General features: G+C 62.0%; 23 protein-coding genes and 2 tRNA genes. 5 read left to right on the top strand and 20 right to left on the bottom strand.

What is annotated here, in order from left to right:
- Nucleotides 1-217 precede the first annotated feature (217 nt).
- The 11 genes from K8I04_15930 to K8I04_15880 form a co-directional block, all read right to left on the bottom strand.
- Entirely contained in the window at nt 218-1,195 is a 978-nt protein-coding gene (locus tag K8I04_15930) for a hypothetical protein (protein MBZ0073203.1), read from the bottom strand.
- A 173-nt stretch (nt 1,196-1,368) separates the two neighbouring features.
- Nucleotides 1,369-2,133 (bottom strand): methyltransferase domain-containing protein, encoded by a 765-nt coding sequence (locus K8I04_15925; GenBank protein ID MBZ0073202.1) that lies wholly within the window; start codon nt 2,131-2,133, stop codon nt 1,369-1,371.
- Nucleotides 2,134-2,536: 403 nt separating this feature from the next.
- Complete coding sequence (locus tag K8I04_15920) at nt 2,537-3,523, bottom strand: sulfotransferase (protein MBZ0073201.1); 987 nt, start codon at nt 3,521-3,523, stop codon at nt 2,537-2,539.
- Between the two features lie 17 nt (nt 3,524-3,540).
- Nucleotides 3,541-4,929 carry an oligosaccharide flippase family protein gene (locus tag K8I04_15915; GenBank protein MBZ0073200.1) on the bottom strand — a complete coding sequence of 463 codons (1,389 nt, stop codon included), beginning with the start codon at nt 4,927-4,929 and terminating at the stop codon, nt 3,541-3,543.
- 61 nt (nt 4,930-4,990) lie between these two features.
- Nucleotides 4,991-5,314, bottom strand: coding sequence for a nucleotidyltransferase family protein (locus K8I04_15910; protein MBZ0073199.1), 324 nt, complete (start codon nt 5,312-5,314; stop codon nt 4,991-4,993).
- Nucleotides 5,315-5,808: 494 nt separating this feature from the next.
- Entirely contained in the window at nt 5,809-6,033 is a 225-nt protein-coding gene (locus K8I04_15905; protein ID MBZ0073198.1) for a DUF433 domain-containing protein, read from the bottom strand.
- A 62-nt stretch (nt 6,034-6,095) separates the two neighbouring features.
- The gene (locus K8I04_15900; protein ID MBZ0073197.1) at nt 6,096-7,862 is read right to left on the bottom strand and encodes a bifunctional sulfate adenylyltransferase/adenylylsulfate kinase; all 1,767 of its coding nucleotides are present in this window, start codon (nt 7,860-7,862) and stop codon (nt 6,096-6,098) included.
- A gap of 274 nt (nt 7,863-8,136) precedes the next feature.
- Nucleotides 8,137-8,550, bottom strand: a complete 414-nt coding sequence (locus K8I04_15895; protein ID MBZ0073196.1) for a putative toxin-antitoxin system toxin component, PIN family — start codon at nt 8,548-8,550, stop codon at nt 8,137-8,139.
- Nucleotides 8,547-8,768: an AbrB/MazE/SpoVT family DNA-binding domain-containing protein gene (locus K8I04_15890; GenBank protein MBZ0073195.1), complete on the bottom strand. Its 222-nt coding sequence runs from the start codon at nt 8,766-8,768 to the stop codon at nt 8,547-8,549. Before K8I04_15890 ends, K8I04_15895 begins: the two co-directional genes overlap by 4 nt.
- A 648-nt stretch (nt 8,769-9,416) precedes the next feature.
- Entirely contained in the window at nt 9,417-9,806 is a 390-nt protein-coding gene (locus K8I04_15885; protein ID MBZ0073194.1) for a type II toxin-antitoxin system VapC family toxin, read from the bottom strand.
- The gene (locus K8I04_15880) at nt 9,806-10,042 is read right to left on the bottom strand and encodes a type II toxin-antitoxin system Phd/YefM family antitoxin (protein ID MBZ0073193.1); all 237 of its coding nucleotides are present in this window, start codon (nt 10,040-10,042) and stop codon (nt 9,806-9,808) included. Before K8I04_15880 ends, K8I04_15885 begins: the two co-directional genes overlap by 1 nt.
- A gap of 502 nt (nt 10,043-10,544) precedes the next feature.
- Here K8I04_15880 and K8I04_15875 point away from each other — a divergent pair.
- A complete protein-coding gene (locus K8I04_15875) occupies nt 10,545-10,901 on the top strand; it encodes a hypothetical protein (protein ID MBZ0073192.1) in 357 nt (118 codons plus the stop codon).
- Between the two features lie 363 nt (nt 10,902-11,264).
- Here K8I04_15875 and K8I04_15870 read toward each other — a convergent pair whose 3' ends face one another.
- From K8I04_15870 to K8I04_15830, 9 genes are all read right to left on the bottom strand, one after another.
- Nucleotides 11,265-12,785, bottom strand: coding sequence for a phosphomannomutase (locus tag K8I04_15870; GenBank protein MBZ0073191.1), 1,521 nt, complete (start codon nt 12,783-12,785; stop codon nt 11,265-11,267).
- A gap of 67 nt (nt 12,786-12,852) precedes the next feature.
- Nucleotides 12,853-12,928, bottom strand: a tRNA-Phe gene (locus K8I04_15865).
- A 285-nt stretch (nt 12,929-13,213) separates the two neighbouring features.
- Nucleotides 13,214-14,260, bottom strand: a complete 1,047-nt coding sequence (rfbB, locus tag K8I04_15860) for a dTDP-glucose 4,6-dehydratase (GenBank protein MBZ0073190.1) — start codon at nt 14,258-14,260, stop codon at nt 13,214-13,216.
- The gene (gene rfbD / locus K8I04_15855; protein ID MBZ0073189.1) at nt 14,257-15,120 is read right to left on the bottom strand and encodes a dTDP-4-dehydrorhamnose reductase; all 864 of its coding nucleotides are present in this window, start codon (nt 15,118-15,120) and stop codon (nt 14,257-14,259) included. The genes rfbB and rfbD overlap by 4 nt, the downstream gene beginning before the upstream one ends.
- Complete coding sequence (rfbC, locus tag K8I04_15850; protein ID MBZ0073188.1) at nt 15,117-15,683, bottom strand: dTDP-4-dehydrorhamnose 3,5-epimerase; 567 nt, start codon at nt 15,681-15,683, stop codon at nt 15,117-15,119. The genes rfbD and rfbC overlap by 4 nt, the downstream gene beginning before the upstream one ends.
- Complete coding sequence (gene rfbA / locus K8I04_15845; GenBank protein MBZ0073187.1) at nt 15,680-16,561, bottom strand: glucose-1-phosphate thymidylyltransferase RfbA; 882 nt, start codon at nt 16,559-16,561, stop codon at nt 15,680-15,682. Before rfbA ends, rfbC begins: the two co-directional genes overlap by 4 nt.
- Before the next feature lie 428 nt (nt 16,562-16,989).
- A complete protein-coding gene (gene mutY, locus K8I04_15840; GenBank protein ID MBZ0073186.1) occupies nt 16,990-18,111 on the bottom strand; it encodes an A/G-specific adenine glycosylase in 1,122 nt (373 codons plus the stop codon).
- Nucleotides 18,112-18,429: 318 nt separating this feature from the next.
- Entirely contained in the window at nt 18,430-18,954 is a 525-nt protein-coding gene (locus tag K8I04_15835) for an SRPBCC family protein (protein MBZ0073185.1), read from the bottom strand.
- Between the two features lie 62 nt (nt 18,955-19,016).
- Nucleotides 19,017-21,170 (bottom strand): AsmA family protein, encoded by a 2,154-nt coding sequence (locus K8I04_15830; GenBank protein MBZ0073184.1) that lies wholly within the window; start codon nt 21,168-21,170, stop codon nt 19,017-19,019.
- Between the two features lie 428 nt (nt 21,171-21,598).
- Between K8I04_15830 and K8I04_15825 the strand changes: the two genes are divergently transcribed.
- From K8I04_15825 to K8I04_15810, 4 genes are all read left to right on the top strand, one after another.
- The gene (locus tag K8I04_15825; GenBank protein MBZ0073183.1) at nt 21,599-22,096 is read left to right on the top strand and encodes a host attachment protein; all 498 of its coding nucleotides are present in this window, start codon (nt 21,599-21,601) and stop codon (nt 22,094-22,096) included.
- Nucleotides 22,097-22,299: 203 nt separating this feature from the next.
- Nucleotides 22,300-22,373 (top strand) — tRNA-Gly (locus K8I04_15820).
- Between the two features lie 230 nt (nt 22,374-22,603).
- Nucleotides 22,604-22,804, top strand: coding sequence for a sulfur carrier protein ThiS (thiS, locus tag K8I04_15815; protein MBZ0073182.1), 201 nt, complete (start codon nt 22,604-22,606; stop codon nt 22,802-22,804).
- Between the two features lie 232 nt (nt 22,805-23,036).
- On the top strand, nt 23,037-23,834 hold the full coding sequence (locus tag K8I04_15810) for a thiazole synthase (GenBank protein MBZ0073181.1): 798 nt from the start codon (nt 23,037-23,039) through the stop codon (nt 23,832-23,834).
- Nucleotides 23,835-23,867 lie beyond the last annotated feature (33 nt).

Genomic DNA, 23,867 nt, shown 5'->3' with positions numbered 1-23,867 from the left:
AACCGCCGCATATCGGGAGCGGAATCGTCCGCCCCAAGACAACGGTTGGCCAGCGTTTGTGCGGCAGGGACAGCCCACGGATGTAGCGGCTCGTAGATCGGGCGTAATTGAGCGGCATCGGAGATCACATCTTGTATCCACGTCGTACCGCTGCGGCCTGAGCCAAGAATGAGCAGTGGCTTATCAACCTTGGCTCCTGGTGCTGATACCAAGTGCATCATTCCTCTACAGCGATCACGCTATAAATGGTGTCTAGCCCACGCCCACCCAGGACGAACTCATCAAGCTTCTCCCGACGGCGCAAATCATACGCGGCAATTCGCGTAGGCATGATGCGTGGCCGACCAGACCAGCGCATCATCCACAAAAGGTTCTCCTTTACCGGAGTTTCGCGGATCCTGGAAAAACCGACATAAGCGACATCGCCGATGATCGCGAGGCCCCGGCACCAGCCAAGGGGACAGTCGACTTGCTCCATTTCATTTAGATCTATGACTTCGACGACCGATAGCGTGTCAGTATCGGCAATAATAATTTTGCCATTAACAGCCGTAAAATAAACACGATCACCAATAACGTGACCATCGTGGACCCGTTCGACGCCGATATTAATTCGTTTGGAGAGATCAGACAGACACACAGCATCCTTCTGTTGAAACCGCGTAACCCAGATTTCTCTAGCGATCGCAAATACGAAGTTAGGATGTGCTTCGTGTGGCTTTGTTGAATGAATTTTTCTACAGTCAGTTTGCGGAGAGAACCGGTGCCAAGGGTCTTTTCCTAGAACATTCCAGAACTGCATGGGCTCTAATGTTTTACTATCGTGGGCAACAACAAGATCCAGCCCAGTAGACGCGACCACGACATGGCTACCTATAGGTGCCACATGATGTACGTTCTGAAAGAAAGGATAGGATACGCTCTGCTCCAGCCTCAGCTCAGGGTAGCTAAAAATAAACAGCTCTGTTTCTGAACAGACGTAGAGTCGACCATCTGCCAACGTAGCCGAGGTAAACAACATATTTGGGGTATCGTCTGGATAATGGTCGCCTCCTTCGCTTAGTTCATAAAGTGACTCCGTTCGACGAGACTCGTATTCAATACGCAATAAGCGCCCGCAGTGATACCGCCGCCCCTCTCCTAACTTAAGAGCATCGTCTCTCTGCACACCACCAGTCACTAGAAATTTCGGCATCCTACAACCCACAATTAGCTAAGTACCAGCGATTAAAAAGCAGAGAACTTGAACCCCTATCTTCGGCATGCATTGGCCACCGACGCATCAACTTCCCAGACCCCTTGAACCACCTCCTTGAACCTTGATCCCTTGAGGCAGACCCCTTGAACCGTTCGACTGCAAACCGTAACTCAGACATAACATACAGGAACAACATCAATGTGCTTTTCACCCGACATAGCAGGGCGTAAAGGGCACTTTTTTGTCGGCCACTGGCTTCTATCTTCAAAGACAAAGAGCTGATGTTTCTCAGGAAGCGAATCAGAACTGAATCTCTCTACTCGCGAAAAGTAGCGTTCATATTTGTCGAAATAGTCAACTCCGGGCGCTCGAACATGATAGTCTTCATGAGGATTTGGCTCTGGATACTCGACTGTTTGTTCTGCAACTATCGGAACGGGAAGAATAGCTATTCCGTTCGGCTTTAAGACTCTGCGTATTTCTGAAATCGCCTTTTCGTCATCAGGGATGTGTTCTAACACGTGTGAGGCAAAAACAAAATCATAGCTACCACTGTCGAATGGGAGCTGCTGCAGATCAACATTGTGATCAACATCTTTCATATTTAAGTCAGCGCTTTCATATTGACCGAACCGCTTTGAGAAATACTCTCGGAAGAATGGCTCAGGGGCAAAGTGAAGCATCTTCATATCCGTTGCGCTTATGTCACTTAGAAGCTTTTTGACGACCAGGAATTGAATTCGTTGCCTTTCCGCGGCACTGCAATTCGGGCATTTGGCGTGTTTTCTTAGGCCGGTGGAGGGCGCGACGTCCATGAAAGGACCTGTATACTCGCAAACCGGGCACTCAAACTTCTCTTTTCCGCTGCTCCGAAATTTGAAGATAAAAAAATCGATCTTGTTTTTTAGTCTGCGAGCATTGTGCCTTAGCGTCATGACTTTCTCCTAAGGTAACTGCCGAAGGTCAGCGCTCAACCACGGTGGGGGCGTAAGCGAACAAGTGACCACACACTCGTAGCAACTTCTTTCTGCGGATTACCGCAAGTTTACGTCAGCCGAGGTAGAAACGCGTTCATATCCTCGATAAGCCCTGCACACGGCAAACACTGCCTTTCCATAGCACTCCCTCAATCTTGTTGGAGACAACCATTGCTGCACGATCAACAGCCAATTTCGGCGCAGCCCACCCATACTATGATTTGACTCAAAGCCCTCACTCAACGTGAGTGATTCATCTCGCTACACACCACCGGTAACTAAAAATCTCGGCATTGAAAACTCGCAGCCATATGTTCATTAAGATGGGCTTCGCCTGAATTTATGCCCAATCCAAGGCTGCTTACGTGCCCGATACCTCAGCCGTATTACCCAAATTGGCATCTCGACCAACATCTTCCGCCATGGCCACGCTTCCGCCATAGCTGAGTCTTCCAAGCCACGGTTCCATGGCGAGCGTCATTTTGCAAATCGCATCGCGTGACATTTCAGATGCATATTTTTGGTTTAGGGCACGCAGCGGCGGATGCTCGCGCAGATAAACATGTGCCCGCTCGGCGTCCCGAAGGCCGACGAAGCTGTATATACTCGACAGTACCTGATGAGGATACTCGAGAAACTCTTCGTAGCGTATCTCCATGTATTTATTTTCAGCCAAAGATGCAGCTTCCTTGCGAGTAGTCTCGATAATGTTGCGCCATTGCAGGGCAGCCAAAATCTCAGGCCTCCGCCCTTCATGCTCCCAGTATTCTACATATGTCGATGGAAACCCGGGATTCCACCACGGATTAACCAACCCGCCGCCCCTACGCCAAAACGCAACATTGAGCAACGAGTGGACGACAGCACGACCATCACGAATCACATGAATGAAGCAGGCATCTGGAAAAAGTGAATGTAGATAACCAATGCGTGCCGGTCCGGTAAGCTTTGTGGCAAACCTGGAACGACATTCCCAGGCCAATAATCGCCGGAGCACCTTGTGTATCCGTACCTGATCGGCGGAAGTGGCATGAATGCCAAGTAGGTAACTGCGCGCAAAATCGGGACGAGCATAATGTGTCCAGAACGAATAAGCTTCGGCGTGCTGCGGCAACAACCTATTCCCTGGTATGACCCCACCATGTTGCTTCTTCCGGCCCTGGAGCCCAAGCACTTTGTTGTCGAGAAGGGGTAGCAACGCCCCCGTGCCGAGCAACCACGGCCAACGTTCATGATAAGTTAGCGGACCACCTATATCTGGATGCTTGGCCACAGCTTCGAAAAGGATAGTTGTTCCGCTGCGTGGAACGCCTATAAAGAATATTGGTCTATCGATCTTCCGTACCATTTTCCTTTCCGCCACCTTCAGAATTTATTCACATTTTGTTTTGTCATTGAGGAAGGCCCAGCAGCTACTCGCAATTTTGGCACCACATAGCGATCGTGATAGAAGCACAACCCAATCGCTGCCACTATGACACTCACATTGGCAAATACCCCTGCAACCATGAAAGTGATCAGGCAATCGACGGCTTCTCGCCCAAAAAAATAAGGCAGGTACAACGCACCTCCCATCAGGATCGTGCGTCCGGTCTGCATGCGCAGCCACAGGGACTGGCGACGCAGAACGATGTACGCTGTGGATGCCGGCGCGGCCGCAAACATCGCCAACAGCCAGGGCGCCAGAATTCTGCTGTACTCGCCCGCTGTCACCCATCGGTCACCGAGCAACAGCCCGAACAGCCACGGCCCCGCCACTACGATAAACGCGGCCGGGAGCGCACCGATACCCAGCATCCCGATCGTCACCTTGAGCAGGTCGCCCCGCAACGTCGCGCCGTTGTTCAGCCGTTGCGCAGCGCGCTGCAGGTAGACTTTGCGCAACGACTCGCTTACCACACCCACCGGTAAGCGGATCATTCGGTTGGCCACCGCATAAAAACCCACCACCGCGGGTGTGAACATCACCGACAGCAGCAGGATGGGCAGATTCTCGCCGACCTGTTTCACCAACGCGGCGGGAGCCGCATAGAACGGAAACTCACGGTATTCCCGCGCAAGCTGCCACAACCCACTTCTCGGTGGCGACCCGCCACCGCCAGAGGGCAGGGCGCCGCGCACGCCTGTGGTGACCACATACAGCTGCGCCACCACACCCATGAGTGTCCCCAGTATCAATCCCGCAACTGATGACCCCCACCAGAATCCGAGCCCTATGCGGCCACCCGCTGTGGCTGTGCTGAGCGCGACTGGCGCAGCCGCAAGCCGACCAAAATCCTTCTTTCGCATGTGCCAAGCCGACAGTGCGTAGAACAACGCCATCAGGAGCGCACCCAGCGGAACGGCGTAGAGCCAGGGTCCAAGCTGTTCCACCCAGGCGAATTCCGGTGCGAGCCACGCCAGAACTGCCACCGCAACCATGAACGCGCCGGCACTCGCAAACGCAAGCAGCATAGCCAGCACCAGCAACCGCGCTGCGATACTGTCGGACTCCGGCAAGATGATTGCCTGGTCATATCTCAGGCTTCCGACCACGGAAGCCATCATCGTTACCGACACAAACAACGCGGCAACCCCGAAATCATCAGGGTCGAACAGTCGCGCGACGACCAGCGTCGACAAGAGCGTAATCGCTTGACCCAGACCGTTTCCTACGACGAGGCGCCGAACGTTGATGCCGAATTCCGATGCCGATGCACGGCGCAACGATCGCAACACGGTTATCGCCTCGAAGCGTTCAGAAGGTTTGTCCACCCAGAAGCCGGCTTGTCGGACACCGGCATGTGGTCGATATAATCAGGCCGGGCATCCTCGCTCATACGGGCCTGGCTTCCGACAGTACTTTCTGGCGGTACTTCGGCGGCAGATCACCCGGAGTCGGGAGATCGACCGGCACGCCGAGCATCTCTTCCAGTTCCACCTGCAATCCGCCGAGATCGAGCAGAGTCACGCTGGGCAGGGGATCGACGAGCAAGTCGAGGTCGCCGCCCTCGCGGTCTTCACCATGTAGCACGGAGCCGAACACCGTAGGGTTGAACGTACTGAACCGCTGCGCGGCCGCGCGCACATCGAAGCAGGTGGTGCCCGGAAAGAGATCCGCGACCGCTTTCGGCAGGGTGATCTGGTTCTTGGACGTCATTCTGGCAATCATTCAGGCGACGCTCATAACGGGTTTCGTGTTCAATGTCGTGGTAGTTCGTGGACACGGCCCAGGGCAGCTTCTCGGCGCAAGCGCCTCACCTTCCGCCTGCTCCTTCATGGCGGGCGGCGATCGCGGCAGGAATGCCGCTCCTACGGGTGCGTGGAGTGCCGTGTGTGGGTGCTGCCACTTTCACCCCTCCAGATACCCCTCTTTCAGCAAATACAAATAAATCTCCTGCAACGCCCCGCCCTCTGTCATCCCGCCCTCCGCATCAGCCCGCCATACGCCACAACGCACTGACCGGCATGGCCATGTAGCGGGGGCCGAATGCGACGGTTTCACTGCCGGTGGCAGTTCAATGGCAGTTCAATGGGGTCAGACTCGATTGATCACCTTCTGATCAATCGAGTCTGACCCCATTGAACTGTTGAACTGCCATTGAACTGAGTCTGACCCCGTTGAACTGCGCGTCGACCAGGAATCGCATCTCGTCAGGCCACCCGTAGGACCGGATGGTCCGATTGCCGTGCCGCGTACTCCAGCGCCGCAGCGATGTCGGCTGCTTCCAGGTACGGATAATCCCGGAGGATATCCTCGGAGGTCGCACCACCTGCCAGCATTTCAAGGACATCCTTCACGCGGATACGCAGCCCACGTATGCACGGACGGCCGCCGCACACCTCCGGGTTTACGGTAATACGATCGAGATTACTCATGACGACAATTCTCCTTGAGCGTCTGGCTGACTTGGACACGCCCAACCAGCCCCGTCACCCTGTTACTCTGCCAGATACCCCTCTTTCAGCAAATACAAATAAATCTCCTGCACCGCCTCCATCGGCTGCATGCCCGAGGTGTCGATGCACAGCTCCGGCGCCTCCGGCACCTCGTAGGGGTCGCTGATGCCGGTGAACTCGGGGATCAGCCCTTGCCGCGCCTTGGCGTACAGGCCCTTGCGGTCGCGTGCCTCGCAGACCTCCAGCGGCGTGGCGACGTGGATCTCGATGAAGGCGCCGTGGTCCTCGATCATGTCGCGCACCGCCTGGCGCATCTTGTGATAGGGCGCGATGGGGGCGCAGATGGCGACGCCGCCGTTCTTGGTGATCTCGCTGGCGACGAAGCCGATGCGGCGGATGTTCAGGTCGCGGTGGTGCTTGGAGAACCCCAGTTCGCTCGACAGGTGCTGGCGCACGATGTCGCCGTCGAGCAGTGACACGGGACGGCCGCCGGCCTCCAGCAGCTTGGCATAGATGATCTTGGCGAGCGTGGACTTGCCCGAGCCGGACAGGCCGGTGAAGAACAGCGTCAGGCCCTGGCGGCCGCGCGGCGGATAGACGCGGCGCAGTTCGCGCACGACCTCGGGGTAGCTGAACCAGTCGGGGATGTCCTCGCCCAGCGCCAGGTCCTTCTTCAACTGGGCGTCGGTGTATTCGCTGCAGTCGAGCTGCTGCGCCTTGATCTTCGACACCGGCAGGAAACGGTCCTTGCTGGGGACGTAGCACTGCGCCTCGAGGGGCAGGATCTGGATGTTCAGCTCGTCCTGGTGCTGCTGGAGCAGCTCGTGGGCGGCGTAGGGGGCGTAGAAGTCTTCACCGGCAGCGCCCTGGCCGCTGCCGGCGCTGGAGCCGCTGGGGCCGTTGCGGCCGTTGCCCGGCGGCGGATAGGCGTGCTTGGGGCCGACGATCATGTGCGAGCAGCCGTAGTTCTGGTGCACGAGGGCGTGCCACAGCGCCTCGCGCGGGCCGGCCATGCGCATGGCCAGCGGCAGCAGCGACAGCGCGGCGAGGTTGTGCGGGAAGTGGCGGCGGATCGCCTGATAGCAGTGCACGCGCGCGTAGTAGTGCAGGTCGCCGGGCTTGGTCATGCCGACGGTCGGGTGCAGCAGGATGTGGCCGCCGATGTCCTTGGCGGCCTGCAGGGTGAGGTCGCGCTGCAGGCGGTGCATGGGCTTGCTGGTCTGGAAGGCGACCACGCGGCGCCAGCCCATCTTCCTGAACAGGGCGCGCAGTTCGGCCGGTGTGTCCCAGAGGTTCTCGAAATCGTGATGGGCCGGCAGCTCGATGCCCTCGAGGGTCCCATATATATAGGTATCCTGGACCTGCTCGTAGAGGTGTCGCACGCCGGGGTGCCGGTCGGAGTCGGTGCCGTAGACGGCCTCGGCCTCGTGCCGTCTGTCGGGCCGCCAGGCGTCCTGGAAGGTGAGCACGGCGGGCATGAAGCCCTCGGCGTCGCGTAGGGCGATTTTTCTGCCAGGTTGCATCTTTTCGGCGAAGTTAGCCGGTACATCGAGGACGATCGGGATCGGCCACAGGGTCCCGTCGGGCAGACGCAGGCGCTCGACCACGCCCTCGTAGGCCGCCTGATCCATGAAGCCGTGCAGCGGCGCGAAGCCGCCGCTGAGTAGCAACTCCAGGTCGCAGACCTGGCGCCGGCTCAGGGTCAGGGAGGGGAAATCGCGGGAGGCCTGCTTGAGCGCCTCGGCACGCTCCGCGTCGACCCGCAGATCGACCGGCACGCCGCCGTGCGGCTGAATCTGAAACTCCATCCTGATCAGTCTCTTATTGTAGGATTACCCCCGCCTTCTCCGGGAACGGGGTAGTGCCTGCCACGGGACCTCGGGGTCCTCTCTCGCTCGGCGGCCGTCGTCGCCTGATAGTAGGGGTTCTGTGGGAAAGGGTAAAGGAGGAGATGTGGCGTGGAGTGGGGAGTGAGGAGTGAGGAGCAAAAGCTAAAGCCGATTTTGGCCACGGAAGCACACGGAATAACACGGAAAAAATGCTTATGGCAAAACCCCATCGAAACCTTTGCGGTCGTGCCTCTCAAGAATGCACCCATTCCTTACACTCGGCCGGCGTCAGGATCCGCACTGGAAACGACCCGCGCAATTCGAGCAGATCGCTGTCACCCGTAACCAGCGCGGCGGCGCCCGTCTGCTCGGCGAGGGCGAGGAACACGCGGTCCTGCGGATCGCGGCGGGCGGGCAGATCCTCAGCCTTCACGTCGGCAATCTCCGCAAAGGGGAGAAAATCGCCGAGCAGTTCGTCGATCTCCGCGCGATTGAGCCGGAACTTCGGGTAGGCCAGCACGCGCAGCAACTCCGCGACGGTTTCCTTGCAGACCACCGGTATCAGCGCACGCTCCGCCCAGGCACCCCGCAGCCATGCCAGCTGTCCGTTCTCGAACAGCAGTGCCGACACCACGGTATTGGTGTCGAACACGACCCGATGGCTCACTTGCGCCGGGCCCAGTCGATGGCATCGGCGACGTCCGCCTCGCGGATGCCCAGCGCCTCCAGTTTCGTCCGCACCTCCTCCGCCCGGCCCGGCCGCAGGGGCACCAGCACGATCCGGCCCTCTTCCGCACGGACATCGAAGTAGGTGGTGTCCGGAAAGAGGTCCGCGACCGCCTTCGGCAGGGTGATCTGGTTCTTGGATGTCTTCTTGGCAAGCATGAGCAAGGATCCACGGAAGTAAGGAATAAAGGAAATATAGGTGATACGCACCGAGGATGCCACCTCATCCCTCCAAATAGCCCTCCTTCAACAGATACGGATAAATCTGCTGCACCGCCTGGCACGTAGGGATATCCGGGCTACGGATACGCGCGCGAGCCGCATCAGCGACGCACCGTGGCGAGGAGTGAGGAGCAAAACCTGAGCCCGATTTCAGCCACGGAAGCACACGGAACAACACGGAAAAAATGCTTATGGCAAAACCCCCGGTAGGGTGCGTCGAGGCGCAGCCTGACGCACCAAAATTCCGCGCCTGTGGCGTGAGGCGTGAGGCGTGAGGCGTTAGGCGTTAGGCGTTAGGCGTTAGGCGTTAGGCGTTAGGCGTTAGGCGTTAGGCTTTAGGCGTTAGGCGTAAAACTCAAACCCGAGTTTAGCCATGGAAATACACGGAAATACACAGAAGAGTTTTTGATGTAGGAGCGCCATTCCTGGCGCGATTGGATTGGGTGAGCGATCCCTCCGGAATCGCGGCAGGAATGCCGCTCCTACAGGTGTCAGGCCACGATGGGGTTTTGCATTCCGTGTATTTCCGTGTGCTTCCGTGGCCATTTTTTGACAGATTTAAATCTATCCCCCGTCCGTCACCCCTTAGCGGAGCAGACGCACATTGTCTGTGTACTCTGCCAGCAATTCGTCGTTGGTCAGGAGCAGCATCGGCTCTACCCTGCTCTGCGCGACCAGTAGTCGGTCGAAAGGATCTTTGTGGATCGGTGGGAGGCGACTGACTTCCACGGCGTGCCGTGCACGGATGGGCAGTTCAGTAAAGCCGGTTTCCGGCATGGCCTCCAGTATCTGCCCCGGATCGATCTGAAAATCCTCCCGGCCCAGCGACGCCTTGATGGCAATCTCCCAAAGACTGGCCGCGCTGAAAAAGACCTCGTTGTTGCCGTCTTCCAGCCAGTTGCGCGTGGTTTCCGGCAAACGCCCGCTGTCACCCACCGCCCACAGCAGCACATGCGTATCCAGCAGGAACCGCATCAGCCGCGCCCTTCGAAATCGGCCAGAACCGCTTCGGGCAAGGGCGCATTGAAGTCCTCCGGGATACGAATTTTTCCGTTCAGGATTCCCAGCGTACGCTTCGTCTTTGCGAGCGGGACGATACGTGCAACGGGTTTGCCCGCCTTGGCGATGATGAACTCCTCCCCGCCTTGTGCCCGTTCGATGAGTTTCGACATCTGCGTCTTGGCTTCGTGAATGTTGATCTGATGATCCATAACGCCCTCACAACTCCAGCGGACTAAGTTCGACTAAGGTTAGCAGAGGTCAGGCGATAATCAAACCAGTGCCAAGGTAGAAACAGCGCCGCAGTGGCTGTCGGGACAATATGGCCACGGAATCCACGGAACAACACGGAAAACTATTGCAAAAACCGTAGCGTGGCCATTGGCTCGGCGCCATACAACGACCGCATCGCGTGAAGTCTGGGCTTTTATAAGAGCAATTTTTCCGTGTTGTTCCGTGGATTCCGTGGCCAATAACAGATTTTCCTCCTCACGCCTCACTCCGCTCACAGGCGGGAATTTTGGTGCGTCAGGCTACGCCTCGACGCACCCTACGACTAAATATTTCCGTGTGTTTCCGTGGCGGATGTTTGTGTCGGCCCACACACGAAACCATGATGGTCTTTGACACCATAATATTTATGGTCTAACGTACCATCATGCGAGCACGGAAGCTCTTTCACTACAAGTGCCGCGCTGGGTGGAGGTGGACTGAATGAGCCGTATCGAATTCGAAATCTTGAAACCGCAGGCCGCGTTGGATGCCTTCGCGCAAACGTGGCGGCGGACACTGGCCGGCGACGACCTTACGCCACGCATCGCCTTCGGCAGCCTGCGGGAACTCTTCTCCGCGATCACGGAAAAACGCCTGGAGCTGGTCCGGTTCATCGCCGCGAACGAGGCACTCAATACCCGGCAACTGGCCCAGGCAGTGGAGCGTGACTACAAGAATGTGCATACCGACGTGCGGGAACTGCTGGAGCTGGGCCTGCTGGAAAAAGACGCCCGCGGCCGCCTCACGGCACCGTTCGACGAGATCGTCATCCACGCCAGCGTGCGGGATGCAGCGTGAGGCGTGAGGCGTAAAACCCAAACCCGATTTTGGCCACGGAAGCACACGGAAAAACACGGAAAAGGTTATTGTGAAAACCGTCTATTCGGTGACCGTGTGTCGCCAAAACAAGCCGCCGCCAAAGAAGAATCTATCTCTCCGTAAAGTCCAACCGCAGCCTGTATGGTCTACGGGTTTTGCATTCCGTGTGCTTCCGTGTGTTTCCGTGGCCATCATGGGTTTTACGCCTCACGCCTCACTCCTCGACGCACCCTACGATTAAACATTTCCGTGTTGTTCCGTGTGCTTCCGTGGCCATTTTTTTGCCTGCGTCTGGCTGACAAGGGCGGCAGATTCTAAACCGTCCCCCTCTCTCTTCCTGCGTCAGCCGGCCGCGTGCCGCAGCACCTCCAGGCAGGCGCGGTTCAGCTCTGCGGCGCGCAACTCGGAATCGGCCTCGTTGTAGCAGCGGAACTCGGGGGCGTTGCCGGAGGGGCGCAGGTGTACGATCTCGCCGTTGTCGAAGCGCATGCGCAGGCCGTCGGTGGTGTCGATGGATGCCACCTTGCCGCACAGACTCCCGAACAGCCGCTCCATCGCTACCGTGCCGCCGGCGTTGAGTGCCTCGATGAGGGCGCGCGAGCGCTCGGTAGGGTAGTCCTGCAGCCGGTCGCTGGCGGTGAAGCGCGGCGGCAGATCGGCACCGAGCGCGCTCAACGGAACGCTGCGCGCATGCGCCTCGGCCAGCAGCGCCAGGATGGGCAGTACGGCATCGCGCGTCGGCAGCGCGGACAGGCGGCGGCCGTCGCGCCCTATTCCAGTCTCGGTGCCGGACTCGATGCCAGACCCGATGCCAGACCCGCTAGCGGACCCGATGGCGGAGGCCAGCAGAAAGCCGCCGTTCGCCTCGTAACCGGCGACGGCCGCGTGCCCCGCGGCCTGCAGTGCCTGCATGCCGGCGATCACGAAGGGTGAGCCGATGCGCGTGCGCTCGACGCGGGCGAAGCTGCCGCAGGCCTCGACCACGGAATTGCTGCTCACTGGTGTGGCCACCGCGGTGATCCCCAGGGCCTGCGCACACAGCACGCCGACGACGTCGCCGCGCAGCCAGTCGCCGCGTTCGGTACCGATCAGCGGACGGTCGGCGTCGCCGTCGGTGGAGACGATGGCAGCGAAGCGGTGTTCCTCCGCCCACTGCCGCGCCAGTGCGACGTCCTCGGGACGGATCGCCTCGGTGTCGACCGGCATGAAGACCTCGGAACGCCCCAGGCGCAGCACCTCCGCACCCAGGCCGGCGAGGATCTCGCCCAGCAGATCGCGCGCCACACCCGAATGCTCGTAGACCGCGACGCGCATCCCCGTGAGCGCGCCGCTGCCGAAGAAGTCCCGATAGCGGCGCACATAGTCGGCGCGTGCCTGGTCATCGACCGGCGGCAGTGCATCGGTGCGGACCTGCGCCGGCAGCGCGACCGTCTGCGCACGGATGCCGGCCTCGTCATCCTTGAGGATCTCGCCTTGGGCGGTGTTGAATTTGATGCCGTTGCGGTCGTCCGGGATGTGGCTGCCGGTGACCATGATGGACGGGATGCCGCGGCCGATGCCGTAGGCGGCGACCGCCGGCGAGGGGATGAAGCCGCAGTTGATCGGCCGGTAACCGGCATCGACACAGGCCGCGGCGATGGCCGCCATGATGGCCGGCGTGCTCGCGCGCAGATCGCCGGCGATGGCGACGCCGCTACCGGCCCGCAGGCCGGCCGCCGCCTCCAGGTGCTGCAGGAACCCGCGCGTGTAGGCGTAACAGACCGGCGCGGTCAACTCGACCACCCGCCCGCGCGCCCCGCTGGTGCCGAAGCCGACCCCGCTGCGGGCCATCAGTTCGTCGATGCGTACCCGTTCGCTGTCCATCTGCCGTCCCCACAACGGAAAAGGGCCGCCGAATTCAGGCAGCCCTTTGATAGTAAGCGAAAACTAGTGGTGGCCAGGGACGGAATCGAACCGCCGACACGGTGATTTTCAGTCACCTGCTCTACCAACTGAGCTACCTAGCCCGAGAGAAGGCGTATTAAACCGGTGGCACCCGGGTAAGTCAAGGAATCCCCGCCCGCAGGGCGGAGTGAGGCGTGAGGCGTGAGATCAAAAGATTTTTGGCCACGGAAACACACGGAAGAACACGGAAAAAAGTACTCATGTAAAGGCCCAGGCCTCAAACGGGGTGGCCGCTACGTAGCACCGGGCCAGTGGCCGCGTTACGGTTTTTGCAATAGCCCTTTTCCGTGTTCTTCCGTGTGCTTCCGTGTGTTTCCGTGGCCATAATGGGTTTCACTCCTCACACCTCACCCATACTGCGTCCGCAGGTACTGGCGGTATTCGCCTGAGCGCACGCGGTCGCACCAGTCGAGGTGGGCGAGGTACCAGTCCAGGGTTGCCTCGATGCCGGTTTCGAACTGGTGTGCCGGGGTCCAGCCGAGTTCGCGCTGCATCCTGGAGGAATCCATGGCGTAGCGGCGGTCGTGGCCGGGGCGGTCGCGCACGAAGGTGATGAGTTCGCGATAGGGCTTCGGTCCCGGGCGCAGTACGTCTAGCCGGTCGCAGATGCGGTGGACGATGTCGAGGTTGGTCCACTCGTTGTTGCCGCCGATGTTGTAGACCCCGCCGAGGCGGCCGCGCTCGAGTACCGCCTCGATGCCGCTGCAGTGATCCTCGACGTACAGCCAGTCGCGGATGTTGCGGCCATCGCCATACAGCGGCAGCGGCTTGCCCTCGAGCGCGTTCAGGATCACCAGCGGGATGAGTTTCTCGGGAAACTGATAGGGCCCGTAGTTGTTGGAACAGCTGGTGGTCACCACCGGCAGGCCGTAGGTGTGATGATAGGCGCGCACCAGGTGATCGGCGGCCGCCTTCGAGGCGGAATACGGGCTGTTCGGCTGATACGGATGCGTCTCGGTGAAGGGCGCAGCGTCCGGGCCCAGGCTGCCGTACACCTCGTCGGTCGATACCTGCAGGAAGCGCCGTCCCTCCACTGCGTCGCCCCAGACGGCGCGCGCCACCTCCAGCAGGGCGAAGGTGCCGTGGATGTTAGTCTGGATGAAGGCATCCGGCCCGAGGATGGAGCGGTCGACGTGCGATTCGGCGGCGAAGTTCACTACCGTGTCGATGCCCTCCTCGCGCAACAACTGCTCCACCAGGGTACGGTCACCGATACCGCCCTGCACGAAGCGGTAGTTGGGCCGCCCCTCGATGTCGGCCAGGTTCTCGAGATTGCCGGCGTAGGTGAGCGCGTCCAGGTTGACCAGCCGGTCGTCCGGATGCCGCTCCAGCCAATAGCGCACGAAATTCGAGCCGATGAACCCGGCACCGCCGGTGACCAGCAACCGCTTCATGTCCGTAACTCCCGCAACATCGTGATGAGTGATTCGCGCCAGTGCGGGATCGGTCGTCCCAGCAGTGCGCGTATCTTTTGTTTGTCCAGCACCGAATAGGCCGGCCGTCGTGCCGGTGTGGGATAGGCCGTGGTCGGGATCGGCCGCACCTGTCGTGCCGTGATGGGAAAGCCCAACGCATGCGCTTCGGCGAGGATCGCCACCGCGAAATCGTACCAGGAGGCGACGCCCTCGTTGGTGAAGTGATAGACGCCGCGCGCATCCGCATCCAGCAGTGCGATCAGCGCGGCGGCGATGTCGCCGGTCCAGCTCGGCGTGCCGATCTGATCGTCGACGACGCTGAGCTCGTCGCGCTCGGCCGCCAGCCGCAGCATGGTCTTGACGAAATTGGGGCCGTGCGCGCCATGCACCCAGGCGGTGCGTACGATGACGGCAGCGGGCAGCGCCGCGCACACCGCCTGCTCGCCCGCCCATTTCGAGGCGCCGTAGACGCCCAGCGGATTGGGCACGTCGTCCTCGCGGTAGGGGTGCGATTGCGTGCCGTCGAAGATGAAATCGGTGGAGAGGTGCAGCAGCCGCCCGCCATACCCGGCGACCGCCGCGGCCAGCGCGCCCGCACCATCGCGGTTGACGGCGTAGGCGCGTTCGGCCTCGGCCTCGGCCTTGTCGACGGCGGTGTGGGCGGCGCAGTTGATCACCCAGTCGGCGCGCTGCCCCGCGATCGCCGCGCGCAGCGCCTCGGGCTGCGTGAAGTCCGCCTGCGCCCGCGTGAAGGCGATCGGCGCGTGCCCCGCGGCACGCAGCCGCAGACACAGTTCAGTGCCGAGCTGGCCCTCGCCACCGGTGACCAGCACCTTCATGGCCGTTCCCCGTACCGCGGCAGATCGGCGTCCAGGTCGCGCAGGCGTGGATTGCGGCAATCCTTGTCGGACAGCCGGTAGTCGCCATCGACCGCGGGCCAGACGATGCCGATGTCGGGGTCGTTCCAGATCACGCCGCGCTCGTCGTCCGGGCGGTAGTAGTCGGTGCATTTGTAGAGGAAATCCACCCGTGCGCTCAGCGCGCAGAAGCCGTGCGCAAACCCGGGCGGCACATAGAGCTGGCGGAAGTTCTCCTCCGACAGCGTCACGCCGACCCAGCGCCCGAAGGTGGGCGAACCCGTGCGGATGTCGACCGCGACATCGAAGGCCACGCCCTGGGTGACGCGCACCAGTTTGCCCTGCGGGTGGCGTAGCTGATAGTGCAGTCCGCGCAGGATGCCGGGGCCGGAGCGCGAATGGTTGTCCTGTACGAAGGGCAGTGCGATGCCGGCCTCGGCGTAGCGCTGGGCGTGGTAGGTCTCCTGGAAGAAGCCGCGCTCGTCGCCATGCACCGTCGGTTCGACGATGAGTACGCCGGGCAGCTCCGTCTCGATGACCTTCATCGTGCGCCCTGCGTCTCTTCCAGCACGTCGCGCAGATAGCGGCCGTAGCCGCTGTTCACCAGCGGCTGCGCCAGGCGCTCCAGCTGTTCGGCGTCGATGTAGCCCATGCGGTAGGCGATCTCCTCGATACAGGCGACCTTCAGCCCCTGGCGCTGTTCGATGGCCTCGATGAAGTTTGCGGCCTGCAGCAGGGACTCGTGTGTGCCGGTATCCAGCCAGGCGGTGCCGCGGCCGAGCACCTCGACATTGAGCCCGGCCTGTTCGAGGTAGGTGCGGTTGACATCGGTGATCTCCAGCTCGCCACGCGGCGAGGGTGTAAGCGACTTGGCGATGTCGACCACCTGGTTGTCGTAGAAGTACAGACCGGTCACGGCGAAGTGCGAGCGCGGCGCCCGGGGCTTTTCGACGATGCTGATGGCACGCCCCGCCGCGTCGAACTCGACCACACCGTAGCGTTCGGGATCACGCACCCGGTAGGCGAACACCGTCGCGCCGCGCTCGGTCGCCGCCGCACGCTTGAGGTTGGTGCCGAGCCCGTGACCGTAGAAGATGTTGTCGCCCAGCACCAGGCTGGACGGCGAATTACCGACGAAGCGCTCGCCGATGAGGAAGGCCTGCGCCAGCCCGCCCGGCGTCGGTTGCTCGGCATACTGGATGTTCAGCCCGAAAGCGGCACCGTCGGCCAGCAGACGCTGGAAGTGCGGCAGATCGTGCGGCGTGGAGATCAGCAGGATATCGCGGATACCCGCCAGCATCAGCGTCGCCAGCGGGTAATACACCAGCGGCTTGTCGTACACCGGCATCAGCTGCTTGCTCACCACCTGCGTGAGCGGATACAACCGCGTCCCCGAACCCCCTGCCAGAATGATACCGCGCATGCGTGTGTCCTGTGGTTTTATGTGAGTGAGGCGTGAGGAGTGAGGCGTGAAACCCATTATGGCCACGGAAGCACACGGAAAAACACGGAAAAATGCTTATGTAAAGGCCCAGACCCCAAAGGGCGTGGCCGCTGCATAGCGTCGGAGCAATGGCTGCGCTACGGTTTTTGCAATAGTTTTTCCGTGTTTTTCCGTGTGCTTCCGTGGCTAGAATGGTGTTGTCTTTACGCCTAGCGCCTAACGCCTCACGCCGAACAGCTGGAGTGCCTCCAGAACAAGGGTGCGTCGGCGCCAGCGACGCACCGTGGCGCGGAAGTTCGGTGCGTCAGGCTACGCCTCGACGCACCCTACTACCTGGGCCTTTACATAAGCATTTTTCCGTGTTTTTCCGTGTGCTTCCGTGGCTAAAATGGTGTTGTCTTTACGCCTCACGCCTCACTCCTCACGCCGCCCAACTGAAGCGCCTCCAGTAAGCGGGTGATCGGTGCGGCCAGCCCCCCGGGGGCGGCGGTGCGCGTGTTATACCAGACCGTCGGCGGGCCTTCCAACACGGTGGCCGCGTGATGGTCGCGCAGGTCCACCAGCCAGGGCGTGATATCCAGATGGAAATGACTGAAGGTGTGGCGCAGGGTCGGCCAGGGCTGCGGCCGGTCTATACGCCGACCCAGGGCGCGGTGACACCAGCGCTCGATCTCGTCCTCGATCCTGTCCGCGATCTCACCTCCAATCTCACCCTCTATCTCATCGGGTGTCTCGACCTCCGGGAAACTCCACAGACCGCCCCAGATGCCAGTGGGTGGACGTTGCTGCAGCAACACCGCGCCGTTGCTATCGCGCACCAGCAGCATCTGCGTGGTCCGCACCGGCAGGACGCGCCGTGGGCGCGGTGCCGGGTAGGCGGCCTGGTTGCCGGCGCGGCGGGCCGCGCAGTCGGCGGCCAGCGGGCAGCGCGCGCAGTCCGGCCGGGTGCGGGTACAGACGGTCGCGCCCAGGTCCATCATCGCCTGGGTGTAGTCCGCCAGCCGCACATGCGGGGTGGCGGCCTCGGCGTAGGCCCACAGCCGCGCCAGTACCGCCGCCTCACCAGGCCAGCCGGGCACGGCATGGACGCGCGTCAACACCCGTTTCACATTGCCGTCGAGGATGGCGTGGCGTTGCCCGCAGGCCAGCGCCAGGATCGCCCCGGCGGTGGAGCGGCCGATGCCGGGCAGTGCCTGGACCGCCTCGAGGTCGGTGGGAAACACGCCGCCGTGGGCGCCACGCACCTGCCCGGCGGCCCGATGCAGGTTACGGGCACGGGCGTAATAGCCCAGCCCCGACCACAGGTGCAGCACCTCATCGAGCGCGGCGTCGGCCAGCGTGACCACGTCCGGGAAGCGCGCCATGAACCGCTCGAAATACGGGATGACGGTGGCGACCCGGGTCTGCTGCAGCATCACCTCGGAGACCCACACCCGGTAGGGCGTGGGCGTGCGCTGCCAGGGCAGATCCTTGCGCCCGTGGCGGTCATACCAGGCCAGGACCCGGTCGCTGAAACTGGTGGTAGTCATGAGATCAACACATCATTGGCCACGGAAACACACGGAAGTACACGGAATGTAAAAACCCATTGGCCACGGAAGCACACGGAACGACACGGAAACAATGCTCATGTAAAGGCCCAGACCGCAAACAGTGCGGCCGCTGCATAGCTCCGGACACGAAAAATATATGAAGCCAGTACCGTGGCAGGTTTTCCATTCCGTGTACTTCCGTGTGCTTCCGTGGCCAATGGGTTTTTGCAGGTGTCTGTGTTGTTCTGTGGTTTCCGTGGCCAACGGTTTTTTGCGCCGATCAAACAACCGTCACGTGCACGGATTTCGCGGCTGTCACTCGTTCGCCAGGCGTTCGAGATTGGCGACGCTCTTCAATGCCTCTGCCTGCAGGGCGCGCTTGATCAGCCAGGGGCCGATGAAGGGGGGCACCCAGAAGGCCGGTTCGATCTCGCTGCGGAAGTGCATGCGGGTGCCGTCCGGCGCGGTGCTGAACTGCCAGTGCGCACGGCCGTAGCGGAAATTACTGCCCTCGGGGCGCAGTGTGGCGAGGATGTCACCGCCGGCGAGCACCTCCACGTCCTGGATCTGCACGATGTCCTTGCAGAACGGCCCCACGCACACCCACGCCTCGGTGCGTATCCGGTGCTGCTGCGGCCCGGTCATCGCCAGGACCTCGCTGCGCCGGATGGCGTCGTTGATGCGATCGAGGTGTGTGTAATCGGTGAGCAGCGCGCGCAAGCGCGCGGCCGGCACATCGAAGCGGGCCTCGGCCTCCACCGCATAGCGGCTGCCGGTCTGCTCCACGTCGATGTTCAATACGTCCGCGGCAAACGCATGTCCGGTCAACAGCACCGCCATGCAGATATCCCGGAAGATATCCCGGCAGAGGCCCGCCACCCGCCTCCGCCGGGGTGCATGGATCATTTACCGAACAGCCCCTTGAGCTTGTCCTGTACCTTTTCTTCGAGCTTCTGCTGGGCGTCCTGCTTCACCCCTTCCGTCTGCGCCTCACCGCCGATGCCGAGCTTCTTCTCGATCTGTTTCTCGATCTGTTTCTTCACTTCCTGCTTGAGCACCTGCCCCATGTCGACGCTGACCTTGGGTGCGTCAAACGTGCCGGTGATGCGCACCGGGATCGGCCGTCCGGTGAGCTCGCCCTCGCCCTCCAGCACGTCGATCAGGTTGGCAGTGACGCTGTAGTCGATCTGCTCGTCCACCAGATTGGCGGTACCCTTGCCGGCGAGTTGCAGCAGCGGCGATTTGACCAGCAGGTCGTCGTTGCGCAGCAGGCCGTTGGTGATGACGGCGGTGCCGGTGAGCGCGCTGAAATCGGTCTGGTTGGGCGTGCCGGTCGCCGCCGGGACGGGCCTGCCGCGCACCAGCGCATAGGCGCGGCGGATCTCGTCGAGCACGTCCATGCCCTTCACGGCGCCGTCGAGCAGGGAGAAGCTGGCGTTACCGTTCAGGGTGCGGCGCATGGCGTCGGTGTCATTGCCGGCGGCGCCGAGCTTCACGGCGATGTCGGCCTTGCCGGTGAGCTTGGCGTCGCCCGTCATGTCCGTCAGCATGGGACCGATCTGTACGCCGGCGAGCTTTTCGTCCATGGCGATGCGCGGCTCCCTGCCACGTGCGTCCAGTGTGACGTTGCCGGCGTAGCTGCCCTCGTACATCTTCGCACTGGCCGGATGCACCCGCACCAGACCGTCCTTCGCGGCAATGGTCACGCGGATGTCGGTGCTGCGCAGCTGAAAGGCCTTGAGCGTGCCGATCTTCAGGGTGCCGTTGAGGTTCAGGTCGCGCAGGGTGTCGACCGGCAGGGCACCGGCGGCGCCGGCAGCCGCCTCGGCCGGCGTCGGTGCCACCTTGACCGCGCCGGGTTTCTGCGGCGGCAGGTAGCGGTCGAGATCGATGGCATCCAGCGTCAGATCGAAGGTCGTGGCGGGCTTGGCGAAGTTGCTGACGCCCAGCGAACCGGTGATGTGACTGTCGTCGAGCCGCAGCTTGAGGTCGGACAGGTTCACGCTGTCGCTGGTCGCCTTGAACGCGAATCCGGCATCGGCCTTACCGAGCACGGTGGCGTCGCTGACCTCGGGGGGCTTCTGGCCGAGCGTCTTCAGCACCTCACGCGGTACGAACTCGTCGACTTGCAGCTTGCCGGCGAACTGTGGCTTATCGCCCCCGATGCCCGTGCCCTGGGCCTCGCCCCGCAGGCTGAGACCCATGGCGTGGGCCACGAGGTCCGTCAGGCTCAGCGTCTGTTTGTCGAGGTCGAGTGCCGCCTGGGCGGCGAGATCGGCGCGCAGCCGGCCGCCCGGCAGCGACTCGCCCTGGGCGTCGACATCCAGCTTCAGCTTGCGGATGGTGACCTGCTCGAGGCTCTCGGACAGCGCGACCACCGCCGCCAGCTTGACCTGCGCGGCCAGCTCCGGCTTGCCGCCCTTGTACTTCAGGCTGAGTGTCGCGTCGACCGGCTGGCCGGGCTCGATGGCGCCCAGTTCGAGGTTGAGTCCGTCGACGCGCTGGGTGACACCGGCGGCCCGGTCCTCCCAGAGCACCTGGGCATCCTTGATCTGGACGCCGCCGATGGCCAGCGCCGCCACGGGCAGGCCCCGGGACGGCTCGGCGGGGCGCTCGGGCTTCCCGGGGGAGGCCGGCTTGGCGCCCTCGACCTTCTTCATCAGGTCGTCCCAGTTGGTGCGCCCGTTCTTGTCCTTGGCCAACCGCAATTGCAAGCCGTCCAACACCACCGTGGACATCTCGATTTCCTTGCGTAACAGGGGCAGCACCTTCACGCGCACCTGGGCCGCGTTGATCTGGGCGAAGGGCTCCTCGCCGAAGCCCTTGGCATTCGACAGGCGCACCGCGCCGATCTCGACGCCCAGCCAGGGGAACACCGACCAGCCGATGCCACCGGCGATGGTCAGATCACGCCCGGTCTTGTCCTTCACCAGGTCGGCGATCTGGTCGCGGTAGTTGTTCGGATCGATGACGCGCGGCAGCACCAGCGCCGCGACGACGATGAGTACCACCAGGATCGCGACCAGAATTCCGAGCACTCGCAGGATCTTGCCCATGCTGTGACATCCTTTTATCTCAATGATTAGGTCGCCGCGCTGCCGGCGAGTCTTACAGTATAAGACCCCTCACCGCGGCGAGCCACCGCGCAGGACCATCCGTTTTTCATGCGCTTGGGCACATTCACGGGCCTGCGGAACTTTGCGCGCCGCCGGGCGCCCAAACTTGATTGAGTCCGCGTTCCGGGTCCGGGGACAGAAAAAAACACAGGTGCGACATCGACAGCCGTAGCGACTCCACCCCCCTTGAATTCCCTCGGGCGGGCGGCTATGTCCTTAGGTATGGCCGCCAGGTTTCCCAGTATTCGCCCGGATGGCCGTCCCGGCGATGTGTCCGGCCCCGACACCCGGGGCCCGGCCATCCCCGCATTCCAGGCGTGCACCGTCCGGCGCCGCCGTCTTGTAGGTCTGCATGAAGGAGTACCCGTATGAACCATAATTGTGTCGTGGTTGCCGGTGGTTCGCGTGCCCGTTTCTTTACGTTGCGGGATTCGGAGTTCCCGGAGATGGAGTCCGGACCCAATCTGCACGAGATCGCCGACCTCGTCAGCCCCGAGAAGGACCTGCCCGGCAGCGACCTGTGGACCAACCTCAAATCCGGGCGCAACCGCGGCGGTGGCGGCAGTCCGGCGCACGGTTACGACGACCACCGCAGTCAGCACCAGAACGAGTTGGAGCGACGCTTCGCCCGCGATATCGCCCATGAGGTCGCCCGCCTGATGGCGACCAATGCCACCCGTGAACTGGTGCTGGTGGCACAGACGCGCGTGCTGGGCTTCCTGCGCCACGAACTCCACAGCCTGCTCAAGGCCGGTGTCGAGATCCGTGAACTGGCCAAGGACCTGAGCAAGCTGTCACCACTGGAACTGCACGAACACCTGGCGCGCGAGCGCCTCATCCCCGAGCGCCGCACCCCGGCCGGCTGAGTGCCGGGATTCGGGATTCGGGATTCGGGATTCGGGATTCGGGATTCGGGATTCGGGATTCGGGAAGAAGTGTGGGGCCTCTGGATGGGGTGTCAATACCCTGAATCCCAAATCCTGAATCCCGACCCCCGTTTGCTAAATCCCGACCCCGACCCAGGGGAGGTGAAATCCGGCCGGCGTTGTGTGTAGAATCCGAGACCCACGCGGGTGTAGTTCAATGGTAGAACGGCAGCTTCCCAAGCTGCATACGAGGGTTCGATTCCCTTCACCCGCTCCATTCCTTGCTCAAGTGATCCGGGGGTCGGGATTCGGGATTCGGTAAAGGGCATGACGGCCTCGGTTCAGGTGTCAACGCCCTGAATCCTAAATCCTGAATCCCGAATCCTGATTGCTGAATCCCGACCCCCGACCCCCGACCCCCGAATCCGGCGTTTTGAGTTAGAATCTGTGGCTCCTGTCCACAAGCCGAGGACCGCAGGCCGGACCCCGGTCTGCCACACCGAGATGATGAACATACTTGTCAATGGAGAACCCCGCGCCGTCGCGCCCGGTCTGACCGCCGCACAGCTGGTCGAACTGCTGGAGCTTGGCGGCCGGCGCCTCGCCATGGAGATCAACCGCGAGATCCTGCCGCGCAGCCGCTACGCCGAACATGCACTGAGCGATGGCGACCGCATCGAGATCGTGCAGGCCATAGGCGGCGGTTGAGGCCGGCTGGGATTCGGGATTCGGGATTCGGGATTCGGGATTCGGGATTCGGGATTCGGGATTCGGGATTCGGGATTCGGGATTCGGGATCCGGGATCCGGGATCCGGGCAGGTCGGCACCACACCCGCAGGGTGCGTCGAGGCGCAGCCTGACGCACCACACCACCGCCATGGTGCGTCGCTGCGCCGACGCACCCTACGTCAGTGAAGGAGTGTCACTATGTCGAGCGTGATGAAACCCGCCAGCGTGAATGATGACGGCCTGCTGCTCGCCGGGCGTGTGTATCGATCACGTCTGCTGGTCGGCACCGGCAAGTACAAGGACCTGGACGAGACGCAGCGTGCGGTCGAGGCCAGCGGCGCGGAGATCATCACCGTCGCGATCCGCCGCACCAACATCGGCCAGGATCCGAACCAGCCAAACCTGCTCGACGCCCTGCCGTTGTCGAAATACACCTACCTGCCCAATACCGCCGGCTGCTATTCGGCCGAGGACGCGGTACGCACCTGCCGGCTGGCGCGCGAACTGCTCGATGGCCGTGATCTGGTGAAACTGGAGGTGCTGGGTGACGAGAAGACCCTGTTTCCCGACATCATCCAGACGCTCGCCGCCGCCGAGACGCTCATCAAGGATGGCTTTAAGGTGATGGTCTATACCAATGACGACCCGCTCATCGCCAAGCGCCTCGAGGAGATGGGCTGTATCGCGGTGATGCCGCTGGCCGCGCCGATCGGCTCGGGACTGGGCATCCGCAATCCCTACAACATCCTCACCATCGTCGAGAACGCCAGCGTGCCGATCCTGGTCGACGCCGGCGTCGGCACGGCCTCGGATGCCGCGATCGCCATGGAACTCGGCTGCGATGGTGTGCTGATGAACACCGCGATCGCCGGCGCCAGGGACCCGGTGCTGATGGCCTCGGCCATGAAGAAGGCCATCGAGGCCGGCCGCGAGGCCTTCCGCGCCGGCCGCATCCCCCGCAAACGCTTCGCCAGCGCCTCCTCACCGTTGGATGGGATGTTCTTCTAGGGATTCGGGATTCGGGATTCGGGATTCGGGATT

The sequence above is a fragment of the Gammaproteobacteria bacterium genome (genome assembly GCA_019911805.1).
GTDB lineage: Bacteria > Pseudomonadota > Gammaproteobacteria > Thiohalobacterales > Thiohalobacteraceae > JAHJQQ01.
The sequence above is the reverse complement of the archived record's forward strand: the minus strand, read 5'-3'. Positions and strand labels throughout refer to the sequence as shown.

Coding starts and splice junctions, on each gene's coding strand:
- K8I04_15930 (MBZ0073203.1), bottom strand. CDS start 1,195: ATGCCGAAATTTCTAGTGACTGGTGGTGTGCAGAGAGACGATGCTCTT.
- K8I04_15925 (MBZ0073202.1), bottom strand. CDS start 2,133: ATGACGCTAAGGCACAATGCTCGCAGACTAAAAAACAAGATCGATTTT.
- K8I04_15920 (MBZ0073201.1), bottom strand. CDS start 3,523: ATGGTACGGAAGATCGATAGACCAATATTCTTTATAGGCGTTCCACGC.
- K8I04_15910 (MBZ0073199.1), bottom strand. CDS start 5,314: ATGACGTCCAAGAACCAGATCACCCTGCCGAAAGCGGTCGCGGATCTC.
- K8I04_15905 (MBZ0073198.1), bottom strand. CDS start 6,033: ATGAGTAATCTCGATCGTATTACCGTAAACCCGGAGGTGTGCGGCGGC.
- K8I04_15900 (MBZ0073197.1), bottom strand. CDS start 7,862: ATGGAGTTTCAGATTCAGCCGCACGGCGGCGTGCCGGTCGATCTGCGG.
- K8I04_15890 (MBZ0073195.1), bottom strand. CDS start 8,768: ATGCTTGCCAAGAAGACATCCAAGAACCAGATCACCCTGCCGAAGGCG.
- K8I04_15885 (MBZ0073194.1), bottom strand. CDS start 9,806: ATGCGGTTCCTGCTGGATACGCATGTGCTGCTGTGGGCGGTGGGTGAC.
- K8I04_15880 (MBZ0073193.1), bottom strand. CDS start 10,042: ATGGATCATCAGATCAACATTCACGAAGCCAAGACGCAGATGTCGAAA.
- K8I04_15875 (MBZ0073192.1), top strand. CDS start 10,545: ATGAGCCGTATCGAATTCGAAATCTTGAAACCGCAGGCCGCGTTGGAT.
- K8I04_15870 (MBZ0073191.1), bottom strand. CDS start 12,785: ATGGACAGCGAACGGGTACGCATCGACGAACTGATGGCCCGCAGCGGG.
- rfbB (MBZ0073190.1), bottom strand. CDS start 14,260: ATGAAGCGGTTGCTGGTCACCGGCGGTGCCGGGTTCATCGGCTCGAAT.
- rfbD (MBZ0073189.1), bottom strand. CDS start 15,120: ATGAAGGTGCTGGTCACCGGTGGCGAGGGCCAGCTCGGCACTGAACTG.
- rfbC (MBZ0073188.1), bottom strand. CDS start 15,683: ATGAAGGTCATCGAGACGGAGCTGCCCGGCGTACTCATCGTCGAACCG.
- rfbA (MBZ0073187.1), bottom strand. CDS start 16,561: ATGCGCGGTATCATTCTGGCAGGGGGTTCGGGGACGCGGTTGTATCCG.
- mutY (MBZ0073186.1), bottom strand. CDS start 18,111: ATGACTACCACCAGTTTCAGCGACCGGGTCCTGGCCTGGTATGACCGC.
- K8I04_15835 (MBZ0073185.1), bottom strand. CDS start 18,954: ATGGCGGTGCTGTTGACCGGACATGCGTTTGCCGCGGACGTATTGAAC.
- K8I04_15830 (MBZ0073184.1), bottom strand. CDS start 21,170: ATGGGCAAGATCCTGCGAGTGCTCGGAATTCTGGTCGCGATCCTGGTG.
- K8I04_15825 (MBZ0073183.1), top strand. CDS start 21,599: ATGAACCATAATTGTGTCGTGGTTGCCGGTGGTTCGCGTGCCCGTTTC.
- thiS (MBZ0073182.1), top strand. CDS start 22,604: ATGAACATACTTGTCAATGGAGAACCCCGCGCCGTCGCGCCCGGTCTG.
- K8I04_15810 (MBZ0073181.1), top strand. CDS start 23,037: ATGAAACCCGCCAGCGTGAATGATGACGGCCTGCTGCTCGCCGGGCGT.